13 protein-coding genes and 2 pseudogenes are annotated in these 21,813 nt (G+C 69.1%); 3 read left to right on the forward strand and 12 right to left on the reverse strand.

The window, feature by feature from the left end; translation table 11 throughout:
- Positions 1-272: 272 nt before the first annotated feature.
- Positions 273-473, reverse strand: a pseudogene (locus GTY84_RS03055) (transcriptional regulator); the annotation flags it as partial.
- Between the two features lie 156 nt (positions 474-629).
- On the opposite strand from GTY84_RS03055, the gene GTY84_RS03060 reads away from it, so the two are divergent.
- From GTY84_RS03060 to GTY84_RS03070, 3 genes are all read left to right on the forward strand, one after another.
- Complete coding sequence (locus GTY84_RS03060) at positions 630-1,163, forward strand: ATP-binding protein (protein ID WP_161224525.1); 534 nt, start codon at positions 630-632, stop codon at positions 1,161-1,163.
- A 782-nt stretch (positions 1,164-1,945) separates the two neighbouring features.
- Complete coding sequence (locus GTY84_RS03065; protein ID WP_161224526.1) at positions 1,946-2,893, forward strand: LysR family transcriptional regulator; 948 nt, start codon at positions 1,946-1,948, stop codon at positions 2,891-2,893.
- Between the two features lie 113 nt (positions 2,894-3,006).
- Positions 3,007-4,371, forward strand: a complete 1,365-nt coding sequence (locus tag GTY84_RS03070) for an alpha-lytic protease prodomain-containing protein (protein ID WP_161224527.1) — start codon at positions 3,007-3,009, stop codon at positions 4,369-4,371.
- 316 nt (positions 4,372-4,687) lie between these two features.
- On the opposite strand, the pseudogene GTY84_RS03075 reads toward GTY84_RS03070, so the two are convergent.
- From GTY84_RS03075 to GTY84_RS03125, 11 genes and pseudogenes are all read right to left on the reverse strand, one after another.
- Positions 4,688-5,152: pseudogene (locus GTY84_RS03075) on the reverse strand (MarR family transcriptional regulator).
- 255 nt (positions 5,153-5,407) lie between these two features.
- Positions 5,408-6,601, reverse strand: coding sequence for an elongation factor Tu (tuf, locus tag GTY84_RS03080; RefSeq protein ID WP_161224528.1), 1,194 nt, complete (start codon positions 6,599-6,601; stop codon positions 5,408-5,410).
- Positions 6,602-6,769: 168 nt separating this feature from the next.
- Positions 6,770-8,896, reverse strand: a complete 2,127-nt coding sequence (gene fusA, locus GTY84_RS03085) for an elongation factor G (RefSeq protein ID WP_161224529.1) — start codon at positions 8,894-8,896, stop codon at positions 6,770-6,772.
- 39 nt (positions 8,897-8,935) lie between these two features.
- Complete coding sequence (rpsG, locus tag GTY84_RS03090; RefSeq protein WP_073792897.1) at positions 8,936-9,406, reverse strand: 30S ribosomal protein S7; 471 nt, start codon at positions 9,404-9,406, stop codon at positions 8,936-8,938.
- 2 nt (positions 9,407-9,408) lie between these two features.
- Positions 9,409-9,780, reverse strand: coding sequence for a 30S ribosomal protein S12 (gene rpsL / locus GTY84_RS03095; protein WP_003948652.1), 372 nt, complete (start codon positions 9,778-9,780; stop codon positions 9,409-9,411).
- 463 nt (positions 9,781-10,243) lie between these two features.
- Positions 10,244-14,143, reverse strand: a complete 3,900-nt coding sequence (locus GTY84_RS03100) for a DNA-directed RNA polymerase subunit beta' (RefSeq protein ID WP_161224530.1) — start codon at positions 14,141-14,143, stop codon at positions 10,244-10,246.
- 97 nt (positions 14,144-14,240) lie between these two features.
- On the reverse strand, positions 14,241-17,726 hold the full coding sequence (rpoB, locus tag GTY84_RS03105; protein WP_161224531.1) for a DNA-directed RNA polymerase subunit beta: 3,486 nt from the start codon (positions 17,724-17,726) through the stop codon (positions 14,241-14,243).
- Between the two features lie 580 nt (positions 17,727-18,306).
- Positions 18,307-18,693: a 50S ribosomal protein L7/L12 gene (gene rplL / locus GTY84_RS03110; RefSeq protein WP_161224532.1), complete on the reverse strand. Its 387-nt coding sequence runs from the start codon at positions 18,691-18,693 to the stop codon at positions 18,307-18,309.
- Between the two features lie 140 nt (positions 18,694-18,833).
- Positions 18,834-19,364, reverse strand: coding sequence for a 50S ribosomal protein L10 (gene rplJ, locus GTY84_RS03115; RefSeq protein ID WP_161224533.1), 531 nt, complete (start codon positions 19,362-19,364; stop codon positions 18,834-18,836).
- Positions 19,365-19,794: 430 nt separating this feature from the next.
- Positions 19,795-20,652, reverse strand: a complete 858-nt coding sequence (locus GTY84_RS03120) for a DUF1396 domain-containing protein (protein ID WP_161224534.1) — start codon at positions 20,650-20,652, stop codon at positions 19,795-19,797.
- Between the two features lie 94 nt (positions 20,653-20,746).
- Positions 20,747-21,652 carry a hypothetical protein gene (locus GTY84_RS03125; protein WP_161224535.1) on the reverse strand — a complete coding sequence of 302 codons (906 nt, stop codon included), beginning with the start codon at positions 21,650-21,652 and terminating at the stop codon, positions 20,747-20,749.
- Between the last annotated feature and the right edge of the window lie 161 nt (positions 21,653-21,813).

Raw genomic sequence — 21,813 nt, forward strand, 5'->3', positions numbered from 1 at the left:
CCGATAGCTCCTGGACCGCCTCGACTGCTTCCACTGGGGCGGCTGGTCTTTACGAGTCCTCATCAAGGGTTCACTTGTGTTCATCCGTCCGGACTTTCCCCGACCCGTACCGATCCAGTGGTCGTCTCGGCCTTCGGTCTGCTGGCCAGGCTCCGCACCGAGGAATTACTTCCTCCGCACGCTGGCTGGGGAATCGACCAATTGGTCACAGGTCGAAAGCGTCGGTATCTCCTTCCCTACGCTCGCTCGCACTGTGCGGCTTGCAGGTCGCACATCTTGTAAACCATGTCCTCGCCGTAGCCCACCCCCGCGCCGAACTCGGCGGCGCGCAGGCCCTTGGCCTCGCGGCGCATCTTGATCTGCCGCCCGACCGTCGCGAGGACCGCGAGGCCCCACTCGTCGTCCGGGTCGGCCTCCCAGCCCGGCTCGTCCGTCTCTTCCCTGAGGCGGACCGCCTCCGCTTCCCGCGCCATGCCGTCTCTCTTCGTCGCACTCACCCGGCCGCGCCGGCGCCTTCCCCGCGCGCCCCTGTCGACAGCTCCGGACACACCGGACGAATCCCGGACAGTCACCGTACGTACCCGTTGCGTCACTTCCCACCCTACGCCGATCCGGCCACTCTGGGTAACGTGAATCAGAAAACGGCCGAACCGACGGCGACCGTCCGGCACTTCAGCGTCCAGCTCTCCCCCACCCCGCGCGGCGCCCGCCTCGCCCGGCTGCTCGCGACGGAGCAACTCCGCTCCTGGGGACTGCCGCTGGACCCGGCGCGTCAGGTCGTGGCGGAACTGGCGGCCAACGCGGCGACCCACGGGCGGGTTCCGGGACGCGACTTCCGGCTCCTGCTGCTCGTCGCCGCGGACGTACTGCGCGTCGAGGTCATCGACACGTGCGGTGACCTCCCGCCGCGCCCCGGCAGGCCCGGCCGGGACGCCGAGTCGGGACGCGGGCTGCTGCTCGTGGAGGCGCTGGCGGACCGCTGGGGCGTCGTCACCGGCCCCGCCCCGCGCAAGACCGTCTGGGCGGAGCTGCGCCTCGGCGCACCGGAGCCCGGTCCCTCGGGGAGCGGCGTTCCGGACGGCCTTGCCCGGGAATTCCGGGAAGGGAACACCGCGCCGAACCCGCCCCTTCCCCACGTCGGACCATCTCGCCCGGCCGGGTGAACATGCCCCCTTGTCGGGTTCCACGGAAGGATTCCCGACCTGTGCTCGGGGACGACTTCGCAGACGGGTCGGGTCACGCCCGGACGACGAATCCGGGCAGGCCCCGGCCATCGGCCGATCCCCCCGATGGACCGAAAGCCCTGACGCGCGGAAGCGCACCCGGTACGCCCTCGGCGGCGCTTCTGCCCGTCCGCGCCCCATGGCGGCGTGCTCCACGAGAAAACGCCCGGCACACCCGCCATTCGCGGTGATCGGTCGTCATCCGCTCCGGCGCGGAGGGAAATGCCGCCGATGGTGATCGCACCCGCCCGGCCGGCCCCGGCCCCGGCCCCGGCCCCGGCCCCGGCCGACGCTCCCCGCCGACGGCGCCGCCCACCTCGTCCCGGCGTCGCCACCCGGCCGGAGCGTGGGGATTGCGCCACGCCGCGCGGCCCGCCCCGACCGCCGGACCGCCCGCCGTGGCACCGCGCCGTCCCGCCGCCCTCCTCGCCCGCCCGCCCACCGCCCGTCCGCGCCCCCCGGAGCCCCGCAGGGCCCCACCCCGGCCCCGACGGCACCCTCCGGGACCTGCGGAACCGCGACGGCCGCGACCGGGACCTCCACGCCCCCGGGACGCCTGACCGCCGCGCCGCGGAACCGGGCGGAGGCCCCCGAACTCACCCCAACAGCACCCGAATCGGACCGCTCACGGCACCCATGGCAGGCCGTGATCAGTTGTCCGAAGTTACAGAGGTCCGGACCAACCCCTTGCCCCCACCCCGTGGGCGTCGCAAGCTCCCCTCATGGAGCTGGAGTTGCGGCATCTCAAAACGGTACGGGCCATCGCCGACGCCGGCAGCCTCACAAGGGCGGCCACGGCGCTCGGCCTTGCGCAGCCCGCGCTGAGCGCACAGCTCAAGCGGATCGAACGGACCCTGGGCGGCGCGCTGTTCGAGCGCGGACGGCACGGGGTACGGGCCACAGCGCTGGGTGAACTCGTCCTGGAGCGCAGCCGGATCGTGCTGCCCGCGGTCACCGAACTGCAACAGGAGGCGGCCCGGTTCGCGCGCATGCCCCGTTCCACCGGGCGGTTGCGCCTCGGCGGCACCCACGGCCCGTTACTGGGAGCGCTGCTGGACCGGCTGGCGGATCTGACACCGGACGCCCGGATGACGACCTGCACCTCGTGGTCGGAACGGGACCTGGCGGAACAGCTGATCGCCGGACGGCTCGACTTCGCCCTGGCCGGCACCTGCGGCTCGGCCTCCCCGCCCGGCGGCGAGGGGCTGATCTGGCGGGAGGTCGCCGTCGACCCGGTGTTCGTCATGCTCCCCGAGGGCCACCGGCTCGCGGACCGCCCGGAGATGGACCTCACCGAGCTGACGGACGAGGAGTGGGCCTGCGTCCCCGGCGACGGCTGCTTCGGCGACTGCTTCACCGCCGCCTGCGCCCGCGCCGGGTTCACACCGCGCCGCATGTACGAGACGGACACCTCCTCGGTCGTCCACCTCGTGCAGGTCGGACGTGCCATCGGCCTGTGCCGTGCGACGTTCCCCACCTCACCGGGTATCGTCACCCGTCCACTGCGCGGCACGCCCCTGTCCTGGCGCCACCTCCTCGGCTGGCACACCGCGACCCAGTGCGCGGAGACCGCCTCGACGGTGCTCACCCAGGCCCGGATGGCCCACGCCGGAGTGGCCGCGCGCAGCGACAGCTACACGGAATGGCTGGCCGCGCACCGCGTCCCTTGACGCATCCATAACGCCGGGGGAGGGGCCGACCGAGGGCTTACCAGCGCCTCCCGGCCCTTCCTACGGTTTCGGCACCTCCCCACAAGCACCACCGAAACCGAGGAGACTCCCCCATGCTCCACCTGCACACCAGAGCCGTGGGTGCCGCCGCGGCGGCGTCCGCCGCACTGCTCATCGCCGGTCTGACCAGCTCCGCGAGCGCCAAGACCGCCGACGTCCCGGCCGCACCCTCCGCCGCCCAGACCCTGCGCGCCGACGCGGCCCCCGCGGCCGTGCTCAACGCCATGCAGCGCGACCTCGGCCTCACGCGGGGTCAGGCCGAGCGCCGCCTCGTCAACGAGGCCGAGGCCGGCGCCACCGCGGGCAGCCTCCAGCTCAAGCTGGGCTCCGACTTCGCCGGCGCCTGGGTCAACGGCGCCGACTCCGCCACCCTGACCGTGGCCACCACGGACGCCCGCGACGTCTCCGCCATCGAGGCGCGCGGCGCCAAGGCGAAGGTCGTCGGCCACACCCTGGCGCAGCTCGACGCCGCCAAGGCCCGCCTGGACCGCGCCGCCGCCAAGACCAACGCCAAGGACGCGCCGGTCTGGTACGTCGACGTGCGCACCAACACCGTCGTGATCGAGGCCGTGCGCCCCGCCGCGGCCCGTTCGCTGCTCTCCGCGGCCGGCGTCGACGCCTCCCTGGCCCAGGTGAAGACCCGCACCGAGCGTCCGCGCACCTTCTACGACCTCCGCGGCGGCGACGCGTACTACATCAACAACAGCGGTCGCTGTTCGATCGGCTTCCCGGTCACCAAGGGCACCCAGCAGGGCTTCGCCACCGCCGGTCACTGCGGTGGGGTCGGCAGCAGCACCAGCGGCTCCAACCGCGTCGCCCAGGGCACCTTCCAGGGCTCGACCTTCCCGGGCCGCGACATCGCCTGGGTGGCCACCAACTCCAACTGGACCGCCACGCCGTACGTCAACGGCTCCAGCGCCCAGGTCGCCGGTTCCACCCAGGCCGCGGTCGGCGCCTCCATCTGCCGCTCCGGTTCCACCACCGGCTGGCACTGCGGCACCATCCAGCAGCACAACACCAGCGTGACCTACCAGGAGGGCACCGTCTCCGGTGTCACCCGCACCACGGTCTGCGCCGAGCCCGGTGACTCCGGCGGCTCGTACATCTCCGGCAGCCAGGCGCAGGGTGTCACCTCCGGTGGCTCCGGTGACTGCCGCAGCGGTGGCGAGACCTTCTACCAGCCGATCAACCCGCTGCTCCAGGCCTACGGCCTGACGCTGAAGACCACCGGCGGTGGCGGCGGCGGCGACAACGGCGGCGGCGGCGAGCAGCCGGGCGGCACCTGGGCGGCCGGCACCGTCTACAAGGCCGGCGACACGGTCACCTACGGCGGCTCCACCTACCGCTGCCTCCAGGGCCACCAGGCCATCACGGGCTGGGAGCCCAGCAACGTCCCGGCTCTCTGGCAGCGCGTCTGACCCTCGAAAGCCCCCACAGGGGACGACGGGGGAACGGGTCCGGGCGTGCGTGGGAGAGCGCCCGGACCCACCCCGTCACCGTCCCCCGGAACCACTGAGCACCTGCGCCATCCCGTCCCACATCCTCCTCAGAGCCCCGGTGGCCCCCACAGGCCGCCGGGGCTCTCCCTTGTCCCCCGCCGGGTCCCGCGCCTGCCCCCACCGCCGGCCACGCCCCGGTGTCCCTGACCGCCCCCCGGGCTCCCCCGGCCGCGCCTGCTGACCGCGGGAGCCGGGAGCCCGCCGGGTGCGGTGCGGCCCGGAGAGCCGCGGACCGCTACCCCACGGCGCCGCCGGTGTTCCGGATCACCGCCGGAGCACCTTCAGCGCGACGACGTGGTCGGCGTCGTCGACGCCCCGGTGGATGCGGGCGCGGACCCCGGGCGCGTGCCCCTTGACGGCGAGGCGCGCCTCCTCCCCCGCCGCGGTCATCCGCAGCGCCTCGCCCTCCCTGCCGAGCCACCCGCGCTCCGGCAGCACCTCCGCCTCGGCCTCCAGGTCGTCCTCGGCCCTGAGGTGGGACCGCATGGCCCGCCGCAGCTCCGGCAGGGTCATGCCGCGGCCGTCGGGCGCGAGGTCGTGCTCCGACAGTTTGCGCAGCAGCCAGAACCGGGGCTGGGTGAAGCCCGGCTCGGCCTGGCGGGCGCGGGTGAACGCGATGAGCGCCTCATGGGCCACTCCGGTCCAGTGGGCCCGCCGGCTGCGCGGCCAGTGCGGCGTCGGAGCTCTGCGACGTCGTCATGCGGGTGCCTCCCCCGGTGGGTGTTCGCCGACCGGTCACCGTAGGACCTGGAGCGGGCTTGAGGTCAACGGCGGCCGACGGCCCCTCGCCGACCCGCCGCCCGCCGTCCGCCGTCCGCCGTCCGCCGGGGCACCCCGTACAGGCAGCGCGCCCCCGCGCATGCGAAAGGGCCCGCACGACCGGAGTCGTGCGGGCCCTCTCAGAGCGCTCGGCGTTCGCCGAGGTCAGGTCTCATGACCCAACAAGCAAGAGGACTTACTTGTTGATCTTGGTGACCTGGCCGGCGCCGACCGTCCGGCCACCCTCGCGGATGGCGAACTTCAGGCCCTCTTCCATGGCGACGGGCTGGATGAGCTCCACCTTCATCTCGGTGTTGTCACCCGGCATGACCATCTCGGTGCCCTCGGGGAGGGTCACGACGCCGGTCACGTCCGTCGTACGGAAGTAGAACTGCGGACGGTAGTTGTTGAAGAACGGCGTGTGGCGGCCACCCTCGTCCTTGGACAGGATGTAGGCCTGCGCCTCGAACTCGGTGTGCGGGGTGACCGAGCCCGGCTTGATGATGACCTGGCCGCGCTCGACGTCCTCGCGCTTGATGCCGCGGAGCAGCAGACCGACGTTCTCACCGGCCTGGCCCTCGTCGAGCAGCTTGCGGAACATCTCGATGCCGGTGACCGTGGTGGTGGTCTTCTCGGTCTTGATGCCGATGATGTCGACGGTCTCGTTGACCTTGAGGACACCACGCTCGATGCGGCCGGTGACGACCGTACCGCGACCGGTGATGGTGAAGACGTCCTCGATCGGCATCAGGAACGGCTTGTCGACGTCACGCTCGGGGGCCGGGATGGCCTCGTCGACGGCCTTCATGAGCTCCAGGACCGAGTTGCCCCACTCCTTGTCGCCCTCGAGCGCCTTCAGAGCGGAGACCTTGACGACCGGAACGTCGTCGCCCGGGAACTCGTACTCGGAGAGCAGCTCGCGCACCTCGAGCTCGACGAGCTCCAGGATCTCCTCGTCGTCCACCATGTCGGCCTTGTTCAGGGCGACCACGATGTACGGAACGCCGACCTGGCGGGCCAGGAGCACGTGCTCCTTGGTCTGCGGCATCGGGCCGTCGGTGGCGGCGACCACGAGGATGGCGCCGTCCATCTGCGCGGCACCGGTGATCATGTTCTTGATGTAGTCCGCGTGACCGGGGCAGTCGACGTGGGCGTAGTGACGCAGCTCGGTCTGGTACTCGACGTGCGAGATCGAGATCGTGATACCGCGCTGGCGCTCTTCGGGAGCCTTGTCGATCTGGTCGAAGGCCGAGGCCTCGTTCAGGTCCGGGTACGCGTCGTGCAGCACCTTGGTAATGGCGGCCGTGAGGGTCGTCTTACCGTGGTCGATGTGACCGATGGTGCCGATGTTGACGTGCGGCTTAGTCCGCTCGAACTTCGCCTTCGCCACTGGGGTCCTCCTGTGGAGTGGTTCTGTACGCCTTACTCATCGGCGCCAGGTGATCTTTGCTGGGAAACCCGGGCCCGGGGCATTCCGCCAGGGTGGCGGCCGAATGCCCCTTGCAGGCTCCGGGGTCAAGCCTAAAGCGTGTGAACGGAGTCCGTTGAACGGAGGCCGCTACTCGCCCTTGGCCTTCGCGATGATCTCCTCGGCGACGTTCCGGGGAACCTCGGCGTAGGAGTCGAACTGCATCGAGTAGCTTGCGCGACCCGACGTCTTGCTGCGGAGGTCTCCGACGTAGCCGAACATCTCCGACAGGGGCACGAGGCCCTTCACGACGCGGGCACCGGCCCGCTCCTCCATGGCCTGGATCTGGCCACGGCGGGAGTTGATGTCGCCGATGACCTCACCCATGTAGTCCTCGGGCGTGGTGACCTCGACGGCCATCATCGGCTCCAGGAGCACGGGCGAAGCCTTGCGCGCGGCCTCCTTGAAGGCCTGCGAACCGGCGATCTTGAACGCCAGCTCGGAGGAGTCCACCTCGTGGTAGGCACCGTCGAGCAGCGTCACGCGGACGCCGGTCATCTCGTAGCCGGCGAGGATGCCGAACTGCATGGCCTCCTGCGCACCGGCGTCGACCGAGGGGATGTACTCCCTCGGCACGCGGCCACCGGTCACCTTGTTGACGAACTCGTACGAGGCGTCGCCGCCCTCGATCGGCTCGATCGCGATGATGACGCGGGCGAACTGGCCGGTACCACCCGTCTGCTTCTTGTGGGTGAACTCGACCTTCTCGACCGCCTTGCGGATGGTCTCGCGGTAGGCGACCTGCGGCTTGCCGACGTTGGCCTCGACCTTGAACTCACGGCGCATGCGGTCGACGAGCACCTCGAGGTGCAGCTCGCCCATGCCGCCGATGATGGTCTGGCCGGTCTCCTCGTCCGAGTGAACCTGGAAGGAGGGGTCCTCCTCGGCCAGGCGCTGGATCGCGACGCCGAGCTTCTCCTGGTCGCCCTTCGACTTGGGCTCGATGGCGACCTGGATGACCGGGGCCGGGAAGTCCATGGACTCCAGGATGACCGGGGCCTTGTCGTCCGACAGCGTCTCACCGGTGGTGGTCTGCTTGAGACCCATCACGGCGATGATGTCGCCGGCGCCCACCGACTCGATCTCCTCACGCTTGTTCGCGTGCATGCGGTAGATCTTGCCGATGCGCTCCTTCTTGCCCTTGACGGAGTTCAGCACCTGGGTGCCGGACTCCAGGCGACCGGAGTACACGCGGACGAAGGTGAGCTTGCCGAGGTGCGGGTCGCTCATGATCTTGAACGCCAGCGCCGACAGCGGCTCGTCGTCGGACGGCTTGCGCTCGATGACCTTCTCCGCGTCCTTCGGGTCGTGGCCCTCGATGGCCTCGACGTCGAGCGGGGAAGGCAGGTAGCGCACGACCGAGTCGAGCAGGGGCTGCACGCCCTTGTTCTTGAAGGCGGTGCCGCAGAACACGGGGGTGACGGTGGTGCTGTCGCTCTTGCCCGAGGCGATGGTGATCCGGCGGATCGCCGCGTAGAGCTGCTCCGCGGAGGGCTCGGTGCCCTCCAGGTACAGCTCCATCAGCTCCTCGTCGTTCTCGGCCACGGCCTCGAGGAGCTTGGCACGCCACTCGTCGGCGTCGGCGGCGAGCGCCTCCGGGATCTCGACCGTGTCGTACATCTCGCCCTTGGTCGCCTCGGCGGACCAGACCAGGGCCTTCATCGTCACGAGGTCGATGACACCCTGGAAGTCCGCCTCCGCGCCGATCGGGAGCTGCATGACCAGCGGCTGCGCACCCAGGCGGTCGGAGATCATCTGGACGCAGCGCAGGAAGTCGGCACCCGTGCGGTCCAGCTTGTTCACGAAGCAGATGCGCGGAACGCCGTAGCGGTCCGCCTGACGCCACACCGTCTCGGACTGCGGCTCGACACCGGCGACACCGTCGAACACCGTGACGGCACCGTCGAGGACGCGCAGCGAACGCTCCACCTCGACGGTGAAGTCGACGTGGCCCGGGGTGTCGATGATGTTGATGGTGTGGTCGACGTTCTCGAGCGGCCAGTGACAGGTGGTGGCAGCAGAGGTGATCGTGATGCCACGCTCCTGCTCCTGCTCCATCCAGTCCATGGTCGCGGAGCCCTCGTGCGTCTCGCCGATCTTGTACGAGACGCCCGTGTAGAACAGAATCCGCTCGGTGGTGGTCGTCTTGCCCGCGTCGATGTGGGCCATGATCCCGATGTTGCGGACCCTGCCCAGGTCAAGCGAAGTGGTAGCCATAAGGCTTCAGTCTTCTCTCGGTTTCGAAGGGGTTTCCGACTACCAGCGGTAGTGCGCGAAGGCCTTGTTGGACTCGGCCATCTTGTGCGTGTCCTCGCGCTTCTTCACAGCGGCACCGAGGCCGTTGGAGGCGTCGAGGAGCTCGTTGAGCAGACGCTCGGTCATGGTCTTCTCGCGACGGGCGCGGGAGTAACCGACCAGCCAGCGCAGCGCCAGGGTGTTGGCGCGACCGGGCTTGACCTCGATCGGCACCTGGTAGGTGGCGCCACCGACACGGCGGGACTTGACCTCGAGGGTCGGCTTGATGTTCTCGAGAGCGCGCTTCAGCGTGATGACCGGGTCGTTGCCGGTCTTGTCGCGCAGGCCCTCCATGGCGCCGTACACGATGCGCTCGGCGGTGGAGCGCTTGCCGTTCAGCAGCACCTTGTTGATCAGGGAGGTCACCAGAGGAGAACCGTAGACCGGGTCGATGATGACCGGGCGCTTCGGGGCGGGGCCCTTACGAGGCATTCTTACTTCTCCTTCTTGGCGCCGTAACGGCTGCGGGCCTGCTTGCGGTTCTTGACACCCTGGGTGTCGAGGGAGCCGCGGATGATCTTGTAGCGAACACCCGGCAGGTCCTTCACACGGCCGCCGCGCACGAGCACGATGGAGTGCTCCTGCAGGTTGTGTCCCTCACCCGGAATGTAAGCAGTGACCTCGATACCGCTGGTCAGACGCACACGCGCGACCTTGCGCAGGGCCGAGTTCGGCTTCTTCGGGGTGGTCGTGAACACACGCGTGCAGACGCCCCGGCGCTGGGGGGAACCCTCGAGTGCGGGCGTCTTGTTCTTCTCGACCTTGTCCTGCCGGCCCTTCCGGACCAGCTGCTGGATCGTAGGCACTACTTCTCCGGTTTCTGTGTGCCGATGGGTACAGCTAACCTGGAACGACGCCGACCCACGCGGTCGGGTATGTCGAATCCGGCGCACTCCCGCCGCGAGACGGAGATGGCGCGAATTGCGGTGGCCGGTCACAGCACTCCGTGCGGTTGAAGGCACGCACGAAAGCCAGGGCACACCCCAGGCACAAGGTCTGAGCGTACCTATCGCATTCGCTGCGGTCAAAACAAATGGACGCGGCCACCCGCGTCACCCATTTCGCCCGGCTTGATCCGATAAGCGGCACGGACCGCCCGCATCCCCCTGAGCGCCCCTGACGGCGCGCCGCGCCTTGGGGCGCGTCCCCCCGCCCGCGACCCCCGACAGGCCGCCGGAGAGCCGTACAGACCCCTTGCCGGGCCCGGAAACCCCGAAGGGCGGCCACCCCACGGGGTGACCGCCCTTCGGTGCGTGTCGGACGACCCGCCTACTGGTTGTACGGACCGTAGTCGTAGTCCTCCAGCGGAACGGCCTGGCCGGAGCCGGTGCCGAACGGCGAGTAGTCGATGTCGTCGTAGCCGACGGCCGAGTACATCGCGGCCTTGGCCTCCTCGGTCGGCTCCACCCGGATGTTGCGGTAACGGGACAGACCCGTACCGGCCGGGATGAGCTTGCCGATGATGACGTTCTCCTTGAGGCCGATCAGGCTGTCGGACTTGGCGTTGATCGCCGCGTCCGTCAGCACCCGGGTCGTCTCCTGGAAGGAGGCGGCCGACAGCCAGGACTCCGTGGCCAGCGAGGCCTTGGTGATGCCCATGAGCTGCGGACGGCCCGAGGCCGGGTGACCGCCCTCCTGGACCACGCGGCGGTTCTCGGTCTCGAACTTGGAGCGCTCCACCAGCTCGCCGGGCAGCAGCTCGGCGTCGCCGGACTCGATGATCGTCACGCGGCGCAGCATCTGCCGGATGATGATCTCGATGTGCTTGTCGTGGATCGACACGCCCTGCGAGTTGTAGACCTTCTGGACCTCGCCGACCAGGTGGACCTGGACGGCGCGCTGACCCAGGATGCGCAGCACGTCGTGCGGGTTGGTGGCACCCACAGTGAGCCGCTGGCCCACCTCGACGTGGTCGCCCTCGCCCACCAGCAGACGGGCGCGCTTCGAGATCGGGTACGCCGTCTCGTCGCTGCCGTCGTCCGGGGTGACGACGATCTTCTTCGTCTTCTCGGTCTCCTCGATCCGCACACGGCCGGAGGCCTCGGAGATCGGGGCGACACCCTTCGGGGTCCGCGCCTCGAAGAGCTCGACGACACGGGGAAGACCCTGGGTGATGTCGTCACCGGCCACACCACCGGTGTGGAAGGTGCGCATCGTGAGCTGGGTGCCGGGCTCACCGATGGACTGGGCGGCGATGATGCCGACCGCCTCACCGATGTCGACCAGCTTGCCGGTGGCCAGCGAGCGGCCGTAGCACATGGCGCAGGTGCCGACCTGGGACTCGCAGGTCAGGATCGAGCGGGTCTTGACCTCCTCGACACCGTGCCGCACGAGCTGCTCGATCAGCACGTCGCCGAGGTCCACGTTGGCCGGCGCGATCACCTTGCCGTCGATGACGACGTCCTCGGCGAGCATCCGGGCGTAGACGCTGGTCTCGACGTCGTCGGCCTTGCGCAGCGTGCCGTCCGCGGCGCGCGACGCGATCCGCAGCTTCAGACCGCGCTCGGTGCCGCAGTCCTCCTCGCGGATGATGACGTCCTGGGAGACGTCGACCAGACGACGGGTGAGGTAACCGGAGTCGGCGGTCCGCAGGGCGGTGTCCGCCAGACCCTTTCGGGCACCGTGGGTGGCGATGAAGTACTCGAGGACCGAGAGGCCCTCGCGGAACGACGCCTTGATCGGACGCGGGATCGTCTCGTTCTTCGCGTTCGACACCAGACCACGCATACCGGCGATCTGACGCATCTGCATCATGTTGCCGCGCGCACCCGAGTTCACCATCATGAAGATCGGGTTGGTCTTCGGGAAGTTCTCGTTCATCGCCTCGGCGACCTCGTTGGTCGCCTTGGTCCAGATCGCGATGAGCTCCTGGGTGCGCTCGTCCTTGGTGATCAGACCGCGCTCGTACTGCTTCTGGACCTTCTCGTCCTGCGCCTCGTACCCCTTGACGATCTCCTTCTTCGCCTCGGGGACGATGACGTCGGAGATGGCCACGGTGACGCCGGAACGGGTCGCCCAGTAGAAGCCGGACGCCTTCAGGTTGTCGAGCGTCGCCGCCACGATGACCTTGGGGTACCGCTCGGCCAGGTCGTTGACGATCTCGGAGAGCTGCTTCTTGCTCACCTCGTAGTCGACGAACGGGTAGTCCTCGGGCAGCAGCTCGTTGAAGAGCGCGCGGCCCAGCGTGGTCCTCAGGGTGAAGGTGTCACCCTGCTGCCACTCCGGCTCGCCCTCCTCGCGCGCCGGCGGCTCCCAGCCGCGCGGCGGGATGGTGCCCACCGGGAAGCGGATGTCGACCTTCGACTGGAGCGACAGGTCGCCCGCGTCGAACGCCATGATCGCCTCGGCGGCGGACCCGAAGGCCCGGCCCTCGCCCTTGAGCTCGCGGCCGTCGCCGTCCGTGGTGAGGAAGAACAGACCGAGGACCATGTCCTGGGTCGGCATCGTCACCGGGCGGCCGTCGGCCGGCTTGAGGATGTTGTTCGAGGACAGCATCAGGATGCGGGCCTCGGCCTGCGCCTCCGCGGACAGCGGCAGGTGCACGGCCATCTGGTCGCCGTCGAAGTCCGCGTTGAACGCGGTGCAGACGAGCGGGTGGATCTGGATGGCCTTGCCCTCGACGAGCTGCGGCTCGAAGGCCTGGATGCCGAGGCGGTGCAGCGTGGGCGCGCGGTTCAGCAGGACCGGGTGCTCAGCGATGACCTCTTCCAGCACGTCGTACACGACCGTGCGGCCGCGCTCGACCATCCGCTTGGCGCTCTTGATGTTCTGCGCGTGGTTCAGGTCCACCAGGCGCTTCATCACGAACGGCTTGAAGAGCTCCAGCGCCATGGCCTTGGGCAGACCGCACTGGTGCAGCTTGAGCTGCGGACCGACGACGATCACGGAACGCGCCGAGTAGTCGACGCGCTTGCCGAGCAGGTTCTGGCGGAAGCGGCCCTGCTTGCCCTTGAGCATGTCGGACAGCGACTTCAGCGGACGGTTGCCGGGGCCCGTGACGGGGCGGCCGCGGCGGCCGTTGTCGAACAGCGCGTCGACGGCCTCCTGGAGCATGCGCTTCTCGTTGTTCACGATGATCTCGGGCGCGCCGAGGTCGAGAAGCCGCTTCAGGCGGTTGTTGCGGTTGATCACACGGCGGTACAGGTCGTTCAGGTCGGAGGTCGCGAAGCGGCCACCGTCGAGCTGCACCATCGGACGCAGGTCCGGCGGGATGACCGGCACGCAGTCCAGCACCATGCCCTTAGGGCTGTTGGAGGTCTGCAGGAAGGCGGAGACGACCTTGAGGCGCTTGAGCGCACGGGTCTTCTTCTGGCCCTTGCCGGTGCGGATGATCTCGCGGAGGCGCTCGGCCTCCTCGTCCAGGTCGAAGGACTCCAGGCGCTTCTGCAGCGCGGCGGCGCCCATCGAGCCGTCGAAGTAGGTGCCGAAGCGGTCGCGCAGCTCGCGGTAGAGCAGCTCGTCGCCCTCCAGGTCCTGGACCTTGAGGTTCTTGAACCGGTTCCACACCTCGTCGAGGCGGTCGATCTCGCGCTGGGAGCGGTCGCGGAGCTGCTTCATCTCGCGCTCGGCGCCCTCGCGCACCTTGCGGCGGACGTCCGCCTTGGCGCCCTCGGCCTCCAGCTCGGCGAGGTCCGTCTCGAGCTTCTTGGCGCGGGCCTCCAGGTCGGCGTCGCGGCGGTTCTCGATCTGCTGGCGCTCGACGGAGACGTGCGCCTCCAGGGAGGGCAGGTCGCGGGTGCGGCGCTCCTCGTCGACGAACGTGATCATGTACGCCGCGAAGTAGATGACCTTCTCCAGGTCCTTCGGGGCGAGGTCGAGGAGGTAGCCGAGGCGCGACGGGACGCCCTTGAAGTACCAGATGTGCGTGACGGGGGCGGCGAGCTCGATGTGGCCCATCCGCTCACGGCGCACCTTCGCACGCGTGACCTCGACGCCACAGCGCTCGCAGATGATGCCCTTGAAGCGGACGCGCTTGTACTTGCCGCAGTAGCACTCCCAGTCCCGGGTCGGACCGAAGATCTTCTCGCAGAAGAGTCCGTCCTTCTCGGGCTTCAGGGTGCGGTAGTTGATGGTCTCGGGCTTCTTGACCTCACCGTGGCTCCACTGACGGATGTCGTCAGCGGTGGCCAGGCCGATCCGGAGCTCGTCGAAGAAGTTGACGTCGAGCACTATGCGTCAATCCCTCTCAGGGTCGTGAGTCTTGGGGTCTGATACGGGGGTCCTGGGGCCGGCGGGACTCGTGGTACGAGCCCCGCCGGAACTCCCGTCAGACCTCTTCGACGCTGCTCGGCTCGCGCCGGGACAGGTCGATGCCGAGCTCCTCCGCCGCGCGGAAGACGTCCTCGTCGGTGTCACGCATCTCGATGGACATACCGTCGCTGGACAGCACCTCCACGTTCAGGCAGAGCGACTGCATCTCCTTGATGAGCACCTTGAAGGACTCGGGGATGCCGGGCTCGGGGATGTTCTCGCCCTTGACGATGGCCTCGTAGACCTTCACGCGGCCGGTGACGTCGTCGGACTTGATGGTCAGAAGCTCCTGGAGCGCGTAGGCGGCGCCGTACGCCTCCAGCGCCCACACCTCCATCTCACCGAACCGCTGGCCGCCGAACTGGGCCTTACCACCGAGCGGCTGCTGGGTGATCATCGAGTACGGGCCGGTGGAACGGGCGTGCAGCTTGTCGTCCACCAGGTGGTGCAGCTTCAGGATGTACATGTAGCCGACCGAGATCGGCTCCGGGAACGGCTCGCCGCTGCGGCCGTCGAACAGCCGCGCCTTGCCGCTGGGGAGCACCATCCGCACGCCGTCCCGGTTGGGGATGGTGTGCTGGAGCAGACCCGCCAGCTCGTCCTGGCGCGCACCGTCGAAGACCGGGGTGGCCACGTTGGTGCCGGGCTCGACGCTGTCGGCGCCGATCGCCTGGAGGCGCTCGGCCCACTCGTCGGCGAGGCCGGAGACGTCCCAGCCGCGGCTGGCGAGCCAGCCGAGGTGGATCTCCAGGACCTGCCCCGGGTTCATCCGGGACGGGACGCCCAGCGGGTTCAGGATGATGTCGACCGGGGTGCCGTCCTCCAGGAACGGCATGTCCTCGATCGGCAGGATCTTGGAGATGACGCCCTTGTTGCCGTGGCGGCCGGCGAGCTTGTCACCGTCGGTGATCTTGCGCTTCTGGGCGACGTAGACGCGGACGAGCTGGTTGACGCCGGGCGGCAGCTCGTCGCCCTCCTCGCGGTCGAAGACGCGGACGCCGATGATCTTGCCGATCTCGCCGTGCGGCACCTTCAGCGAGGTGTCGCGGACCTCGCGGGCCTTCTCGCCGAAGATCGCGCGCAGCAGCCGCTCCTCGGGCGTCAGCTCGGTCTCGCCCTTGGGGGTGACCTTGCCGACGAGGATGTCACCGGCGATGACCTCGGCACCGATGCGGATGATGCCGCGCTCGTCGAGGTCGGCGAGGACCTCCTCGGAGACGTTCGGGATGTCCCGGGTGATCTCCTCGGGGCCCAGCTTGGTGTCGCGGGCGTCGACCTCGTGCTCCTCGATGTGGATCGAGGAGAGGACGTCGTCCTGCACGAGGCGCTGCGACAGGATGATCGCGTCCTCGTAGTTGTGGCCCTCCCACGGCATGAACGCGACCAGCAGGTTCTTGCCGAGCGCCATCTCGCCGTTCTCGGTGGCCGGACCGTCGGCGAGGACCTGGCCCTCGACGACCCGGTCGCCCTCGTTGACGATGACCTTCTGGTTGACCGAGGTGCCCTGGTTGGAGCGGGCGAACTTGTGCAGGCGGTACGTGATGTACGTGCCGTCGTCGTTGGTGGTGGTGATGTAGTCCGCGGAGACCTCCTGGACCACACCCGCCTTCTCCGCCTTGACGACGTCGCCGGCGTCGACGGCCGAGCGGTACTCCATGCCGGTGCCGACCAGCGGCGCCTCGGACTTGATCAGGGGCACGGCCTGGCGCATCATGTTCGCGCCCATGAGGGCGCGGTTGGCGTCGTCGTGCTCCAGGAACGGGATCATGGCGGTCGCGACCGACACCATCTGGCGCGGCGAGACGTCCATGTAGTCCACGTCCTCGGGGCCGACGTAGTCGACCTCGCCGCCGCGGCGGCGGACGAGCACACGGGCCTCGGCGAACCGCAGGTCGTCGTTGAGCGTGGCGTTGGCCTGCGCGATGACGAAGCGGTCCTCCTCGTCGGCGGTCAGGTAGTCGACGTCGTCCGTGACCTGGCCGTCGATGACCTTGCGGTACGGGGTCTCGACGAAACCGAAGGCGTTGACCCGGCCGTAGGAGGCGAGGGAGCCGATCAGACCGATGTTCGGGCCTTCGGGCGTCTCGATCGGGCACATGCGGCCGTAGTGCGAGGGGTGCACGTCGCGGACCTCGAAGCCGGCCCGCTCACGGGAGAGACCACCCGGGCCGAGCGCGGACAGACGACGCTTGTGCGTCAGCCCGGACAGCGGGTTGTTCTGGTCCATGAACTGCGAGAGCTGGCTGGTGCCGAAGAACTCCTTGATGGAGGCGACGACCGGCCGGATGTTGATCAGGGTCTGCGGCGTGATCGCCTCGACGTCCTGGGTCGTCATGCGCTCGCGCACGACGCGCTCCATACGGGCCAGACCCGTGCGCACCTGGTTCTGGATCAGCTCGCCGACGCTGCGCAGACGGCGGTTGCCGAAGTGGTCGATGTCGTCGGTCTCGACGACGATCGTCTGACCGTCGCCCACCGTCGTCTCGGTCTCACCGGCGTGCAGCATCACCAGGTACTTGATCGTCGAGATGACGTCCTCGACGGTCAGGACACCCGCGTCCAGCGGGGCGTCCGCGCCCAGCTTCTTGTTGACCTTGTAGCGGCCGACCTTGGCCAGGTCGTAGCGCTTGGGGTTGAAGTACAGGTTCTCCAGCAGCGTCTGCGCGGCCTCGCGGGTGGGCGGCTCGCCCGGACGCAGCTTGCGGTAGATGTCAAGCAGCGCGTCGTCCTGGCCCTGGGTGTGGTCCTTCTCCAGGGTGGCGCGCATTGACTCGTACTCGCCGAACTCCTCGAGGATCTGCTCGGTGGTCCAGCCGAGCGCCTTGAGCAGGACGGTGACGGACTGCTTGCGCTTGCGGTCGATGCGCACACCGACCATGTCGCGCTTGTCGATCTCCATCTCCAGCCAGGCACCCCGGGAGGGGATGATCTTGGCGGAGAAGATGTCCTTGTCGGACGTCTTGTCGATGGAGGAGTCGAAGTAGACACCCGGCGAACGGACGAGCTGCGACACGACGACGCGCTCGGTGCCGTTGATGACGAAGGTGCCCTTGTTGGTCATGAGCGGGAAGTCGCCCATGAAGACCGTCTGGGACTTGATCTCGCCGGTCTCGTTGTTCGTGAACTCGGCCGTGACGAAGAGCGGGGCGGCGAACGTGAAGTCGCGCTCCTTGCACTCGTCGATGCTGTTCTTCGGCGGCTCGAAGCGGTGGTCGCGGAACGTCAGCGACATCGACCCGGAGAAGTCCTCGATCGGGGAGATCTCCTCGAAGATCTCCTCCAGGCCGGACTTCGTGGGGACGTCGTGGCCGGACTCCAGGGCCGACTCGACGCGAGCCTTCCACGCGTCGTTGCCGAGCAGCCAGTCGAAGCTCTCGGTCTGCAGCGCGAGGAGGTTCGGAACCTCGAGGGGCTCCCTGATCTTTGCAAAGGAGATGCGCAGCGGGGCGGTGCTGGCGGCGTTGTTCGTATTCGCGGTCGAGGCGTTGCGCGAGGCGGCCAAGAGGGGGTCCTTCCGAGGGCTCGGACTCACTACGCGCGTACCGGCCCCTCATCCGCACACGGAGACACGGAGCGCCCGATGTGGCCGAAATGCCAGGTCAGGCGCGCTCTGGTCGTCAGTGCTCGGGCGAGGGCAGACCCCTGGTGACGGGCAGGGGGCAGCTAACAGGCAGCGCAAAGGGTCAGTGTAGCCACTTGGCCCACTGATGTCCAGTGCGGGTGTACCGAACCGTCTTGACTCCTCGTTGCTCTCACCACCTGCGGCAAGGCCTCGCCCTCAACGCACCGTGATACTGCCCTCTTCGCCGTCGATCCATGCCTCGGATTCGGATCCTTGTGACGACGCGTCCTGAGAATTGCGCGCTGCGTGCGGTTCGTCAAGGCCCCCCTTGTCCGAACCGGCCGCCGCGGCGGGCCTCCCGGGCCCCGGCGGCGGCGCGACCGATGATCACCCTACTCTTCACCGCCGCCCGTGCAAGGGAGCCGCCACCGGTCCCCCCGTACGCCGAAGAGCGACCACCCGGATGGATGATCGCTCTTCGGCGCTTGCGCGTTACAGATCCCGCGGGACCCGTGAGGTCCTACTTGACCTCGACCGAGGCGCCGGCGCCCTTGAGGGACTCGGCGGCCTTCTCGGCCTGCTCCTTGTTGACCTTCTCCAGGACCGGCTTCGGGGTGCCGTCGACCAGGTCCTTGGCCTCCTTCAGGCCGAGGGAGGTCAGCTCGCGGACGACCTTGATGACCTGGATCTTCTTCTCGCCGGCGCCGGTGAGGATGACGTCGAACTCGTCCTTCTCCTCGACGGCCTCGGCGGCGGCACCCGCGCCACCACCGGCGACGACGACCGGGGCGGCCGCGGCGGCGGTGACGTCGAACTTCTCCTCGAACGCCTTCACGAACTCGGAGAGCTCGATGAGGGTCATGTCCTCGAACTGCGCGAGCAGGTCTTCCTGGCTGAGCTTCGCCATGATGGCGGTCCTTCCACTAATTCGGCGGATGCCGGATGTACGGGGTGAGGCGGGCGGCTGCCTTACGGCATTACTGCGCAGACGTCTGGCCCGCTGCGATCCGCGCCACGGGGCGGCGGCGGATCAGAAAGCGAGCCGAGTTACTCGGCACCGCCCTGCTCGTCCTGCTTGGCGCGCAGCGCGTCCACGGTGCGGACGAGCTTCGACGGCAGCGCCTGGAAGACGGAGGCAGCCTGGGACTGCTTCCCCTTGAAGGCACCGGCCAGCTTGGAGAGCAGAACCTCACGGGACTCGAGGTCCGCGAGCTTCTTGATCTCGTCGGCCGAGAGCGGCTTGCCGTCAAGCACGCCGCCCTTGATGATGAGATTCGGGTTGTCCTTGGCGAAGTCGCGCAGACCCTTCGCCGACACCACCGGGTCACCGGTGATGAAGGCCACAGCCGTCGGACCGTTGAAGTGGTCGTCCAGCGTGGAGATCCCGGCCTCGTTGGCCGCAATCTTGGTCAGCGTGTTCTTCACCACGGCGTACTGGGCGTTCTCACCGAGCGACCGGCGCAGCGTCTTGAGCTGCGCCACGGTGAGACCGCGGTACTCGGTCAGCACGGCGGCGTTGGAGCTGCGGAACTTGTCCGTCAGCTCGGCAACCGCGGCAGCCTTGTCGGGCCTCGCCATAGAGCCTCGGCCTCCTTCCGGGTGATTCGGACCGCGCGGACCCGAAGGAGGACTGGGGAAAACGAAACGCCCCGGCGCAGGCGCACGGGGCGTAGCTCGACCGGTTCCCTTCCGCGCGTCGGCGCGGTCGGCCCCCGGGAGCTTCTCCACTGTCACCTGCGCGGGTCGTCCGCAGTTCAGCGGATCCTTCGGCCACCGCGTCCTCTCGCGAGCACACGGCAACGACCAGCGGTCTTTGGCTTCAGAGGGAGCGTACGCGAACGGGTCGCCGGCAGGCAAATCCGCCCGCGGGGGAGCCGTCGAGCGGGGTGGTGCGTGAGCCGTGGGGGCTGCGGAAGGCGCGGGGGCCGTGGGGGCTACGGAAGGCGGGGGCCGTGGGGGGCCGGTCGAAGGCCGCCCCACCGGTCCCGCGGAGAGGGTCCCCGGAGGGTCAGCCCTCGGCGCCCTCGGCGCCTTCCTTCATCATCTCGCCGAGGTCCATGACCTGGGAGGGGTGGGGGGCGGCGACCTTCACGGGCTTGTTGACGTCCTTGAAGGCGATGGTGACGTCCAGCTTGCCCTTCTCGGCGTCGCCGCGGACACGGAACTGCTTGGTCTGGTGGTCGCCGTCCATCCACATGTCCATGAGGAGCTTGTCGATCCCCATCTGCTCGTACTTCTCCAGGCTCTTCAGGCTCTTCTCCCGGGCCTTCGCGTCGTCCTCCTTCTCGTAGGACTTCCGCATGGACGCGAGAGAGACGGTGCCCTGGTAGTGCGTGGTCTCGACCCCGCCGATCTTCTCGGTGCCGACCTTCTCCAGGTCGTCGGCGCCGGTGAGGAAGGTGGACTCCTCCGCCGGGTTGCTCTCGGCCGAGGAGGCGCCGCCGAGGGCGTTCATCTGCTCCTTGTCGACGCCCAGGGTGGACAGGTCGAACTTGATCCAGTCCCTGCCGTCCATCTCCTTGGACATCTCGGGGTTCCCGCCCATGAACATGGCGCCGTCGACGACGCGGATCTCGGCGGTCCCGTCCGCCCCCTGGTCGAGCGCCTTGATCTTCATGCTCATCGCCATGGTGGGCTTGATGCGCATCTGCACATCGGCCTCGACGCGCCCCTCCTCCGGGGTGCGGCCCGTCATCCGGTAGGACAGGGTGGTGATGTCCCTCGAGTTCTTCGCGGCCTTGGCGACGGCAGCCGCCGGAGACATCTCCGGGGACTTCTCCTTCTCGGCGCCGCAGCCGACGGCACCGGCCGCGAGGAGCAGCGCGGCCACACCGGCGACCACGGGCTTGCGTATGGACTGGTTCATGGAATTTCCCCCCAAGGGATACGGCCGCCCCACAGCGGACACACAGGCGGAGGGTAACCCAGCGCCAGGGGAAACGATCAACCAGGTTTCGCGGTCAGGAACGGGGGGTCGCGTTCCGGAGCAGTGTCGCGAAGTCCACCGTGTCCGCGACGGGCGGCGCCTCGACGGACACCGGGATCCCGTAGTCGCTGTAGTACGAGGTCTGGAACAGCTCCCCGGCGGGCGAGTTGCCCCGCTCCACGCGCTTCACCAGCAGGTCGCGGTCGTCGACCCAGATGTCGACGGTGGAGCGCATCGTGATGGAGCCTGCCGTGCTGGTCACGGTGCCGACCCAGTGCGTGGTGTCCCGGCCGCGCACCCGCTCCTCCCCCACCCTGCGCAGGTCCTCGTTGGCGAGAAGCGCCGCGACCGCCTTGTCGGGGGTGCTGTCGCGCATCTGCCCGGCGAAATCGGCCCCGGGGCCACCGGGCAGCTTCCCCAACTCCTCGTAGCCGTAGCGGAGCCAGACCCCGTCCCCTAGGGCGGCGGCCATGCCGCCCCCCGGTTTCGAGTAGAAGCCGTCGGACAGATAGCGCGTCTCAAGGGGCTCGGTGCCGGTCTGCTGCAGCACCGCGGGCGCGGTGCCGCTGCGGGCCCTCAGGGTCATGACGCCAGTGAAGCCGTTCCGCCAGGCGATGGTGCCCTTGCCCTCCAGGGAGATCGCGCCCTTGATCACGGTGCTGCTCTCGACCCTGGCCGAGCCCGCCTCGCGGAGGGCCCGCTCCACGGCGCGCAGGGCCTGCTCCGCCGGGACGTCACCGCCGGGGACGCCGGTGACGGAGGAACCGGTGGGGTCGGCGGGGGCACTCGCCGCCACCGTGCCGTCGGGCCGTGCGGAGGCGGAGTGACCGTCCGCGGCGTGGTCCCCGCCGGAGCCCGAGCAGGCCGTCCCGGCCCCCAGCAGGACCGCCACCAGCAGAGCCGGCCACCGGACAGCGCGGCGCGCCGTCGTGCTCGTCATGTGCCAAACCCCCGTACCGCCCCGCCACCGCGGGACCGTCCCCGGGACCGCCCGCGCGGCCCGTACCGTCCTCCGCGCGCGCCGGTGCGCGTGGTCATCCCCGCACGGTAGCCCAGGCGGGGCACGCCCGTCCCGGGAATTCGCTGCCGGTCTTCCGTCAC

The sequence above is a fragment of the Streptomyces sp. SID8352 genome, assembly GCF_009862265.1.
Classification (GTDB): Bacteria; Actinomycetota; Actinomycetes; order Streptomycetales; family Streptomycetaceae; genus Streptomyces.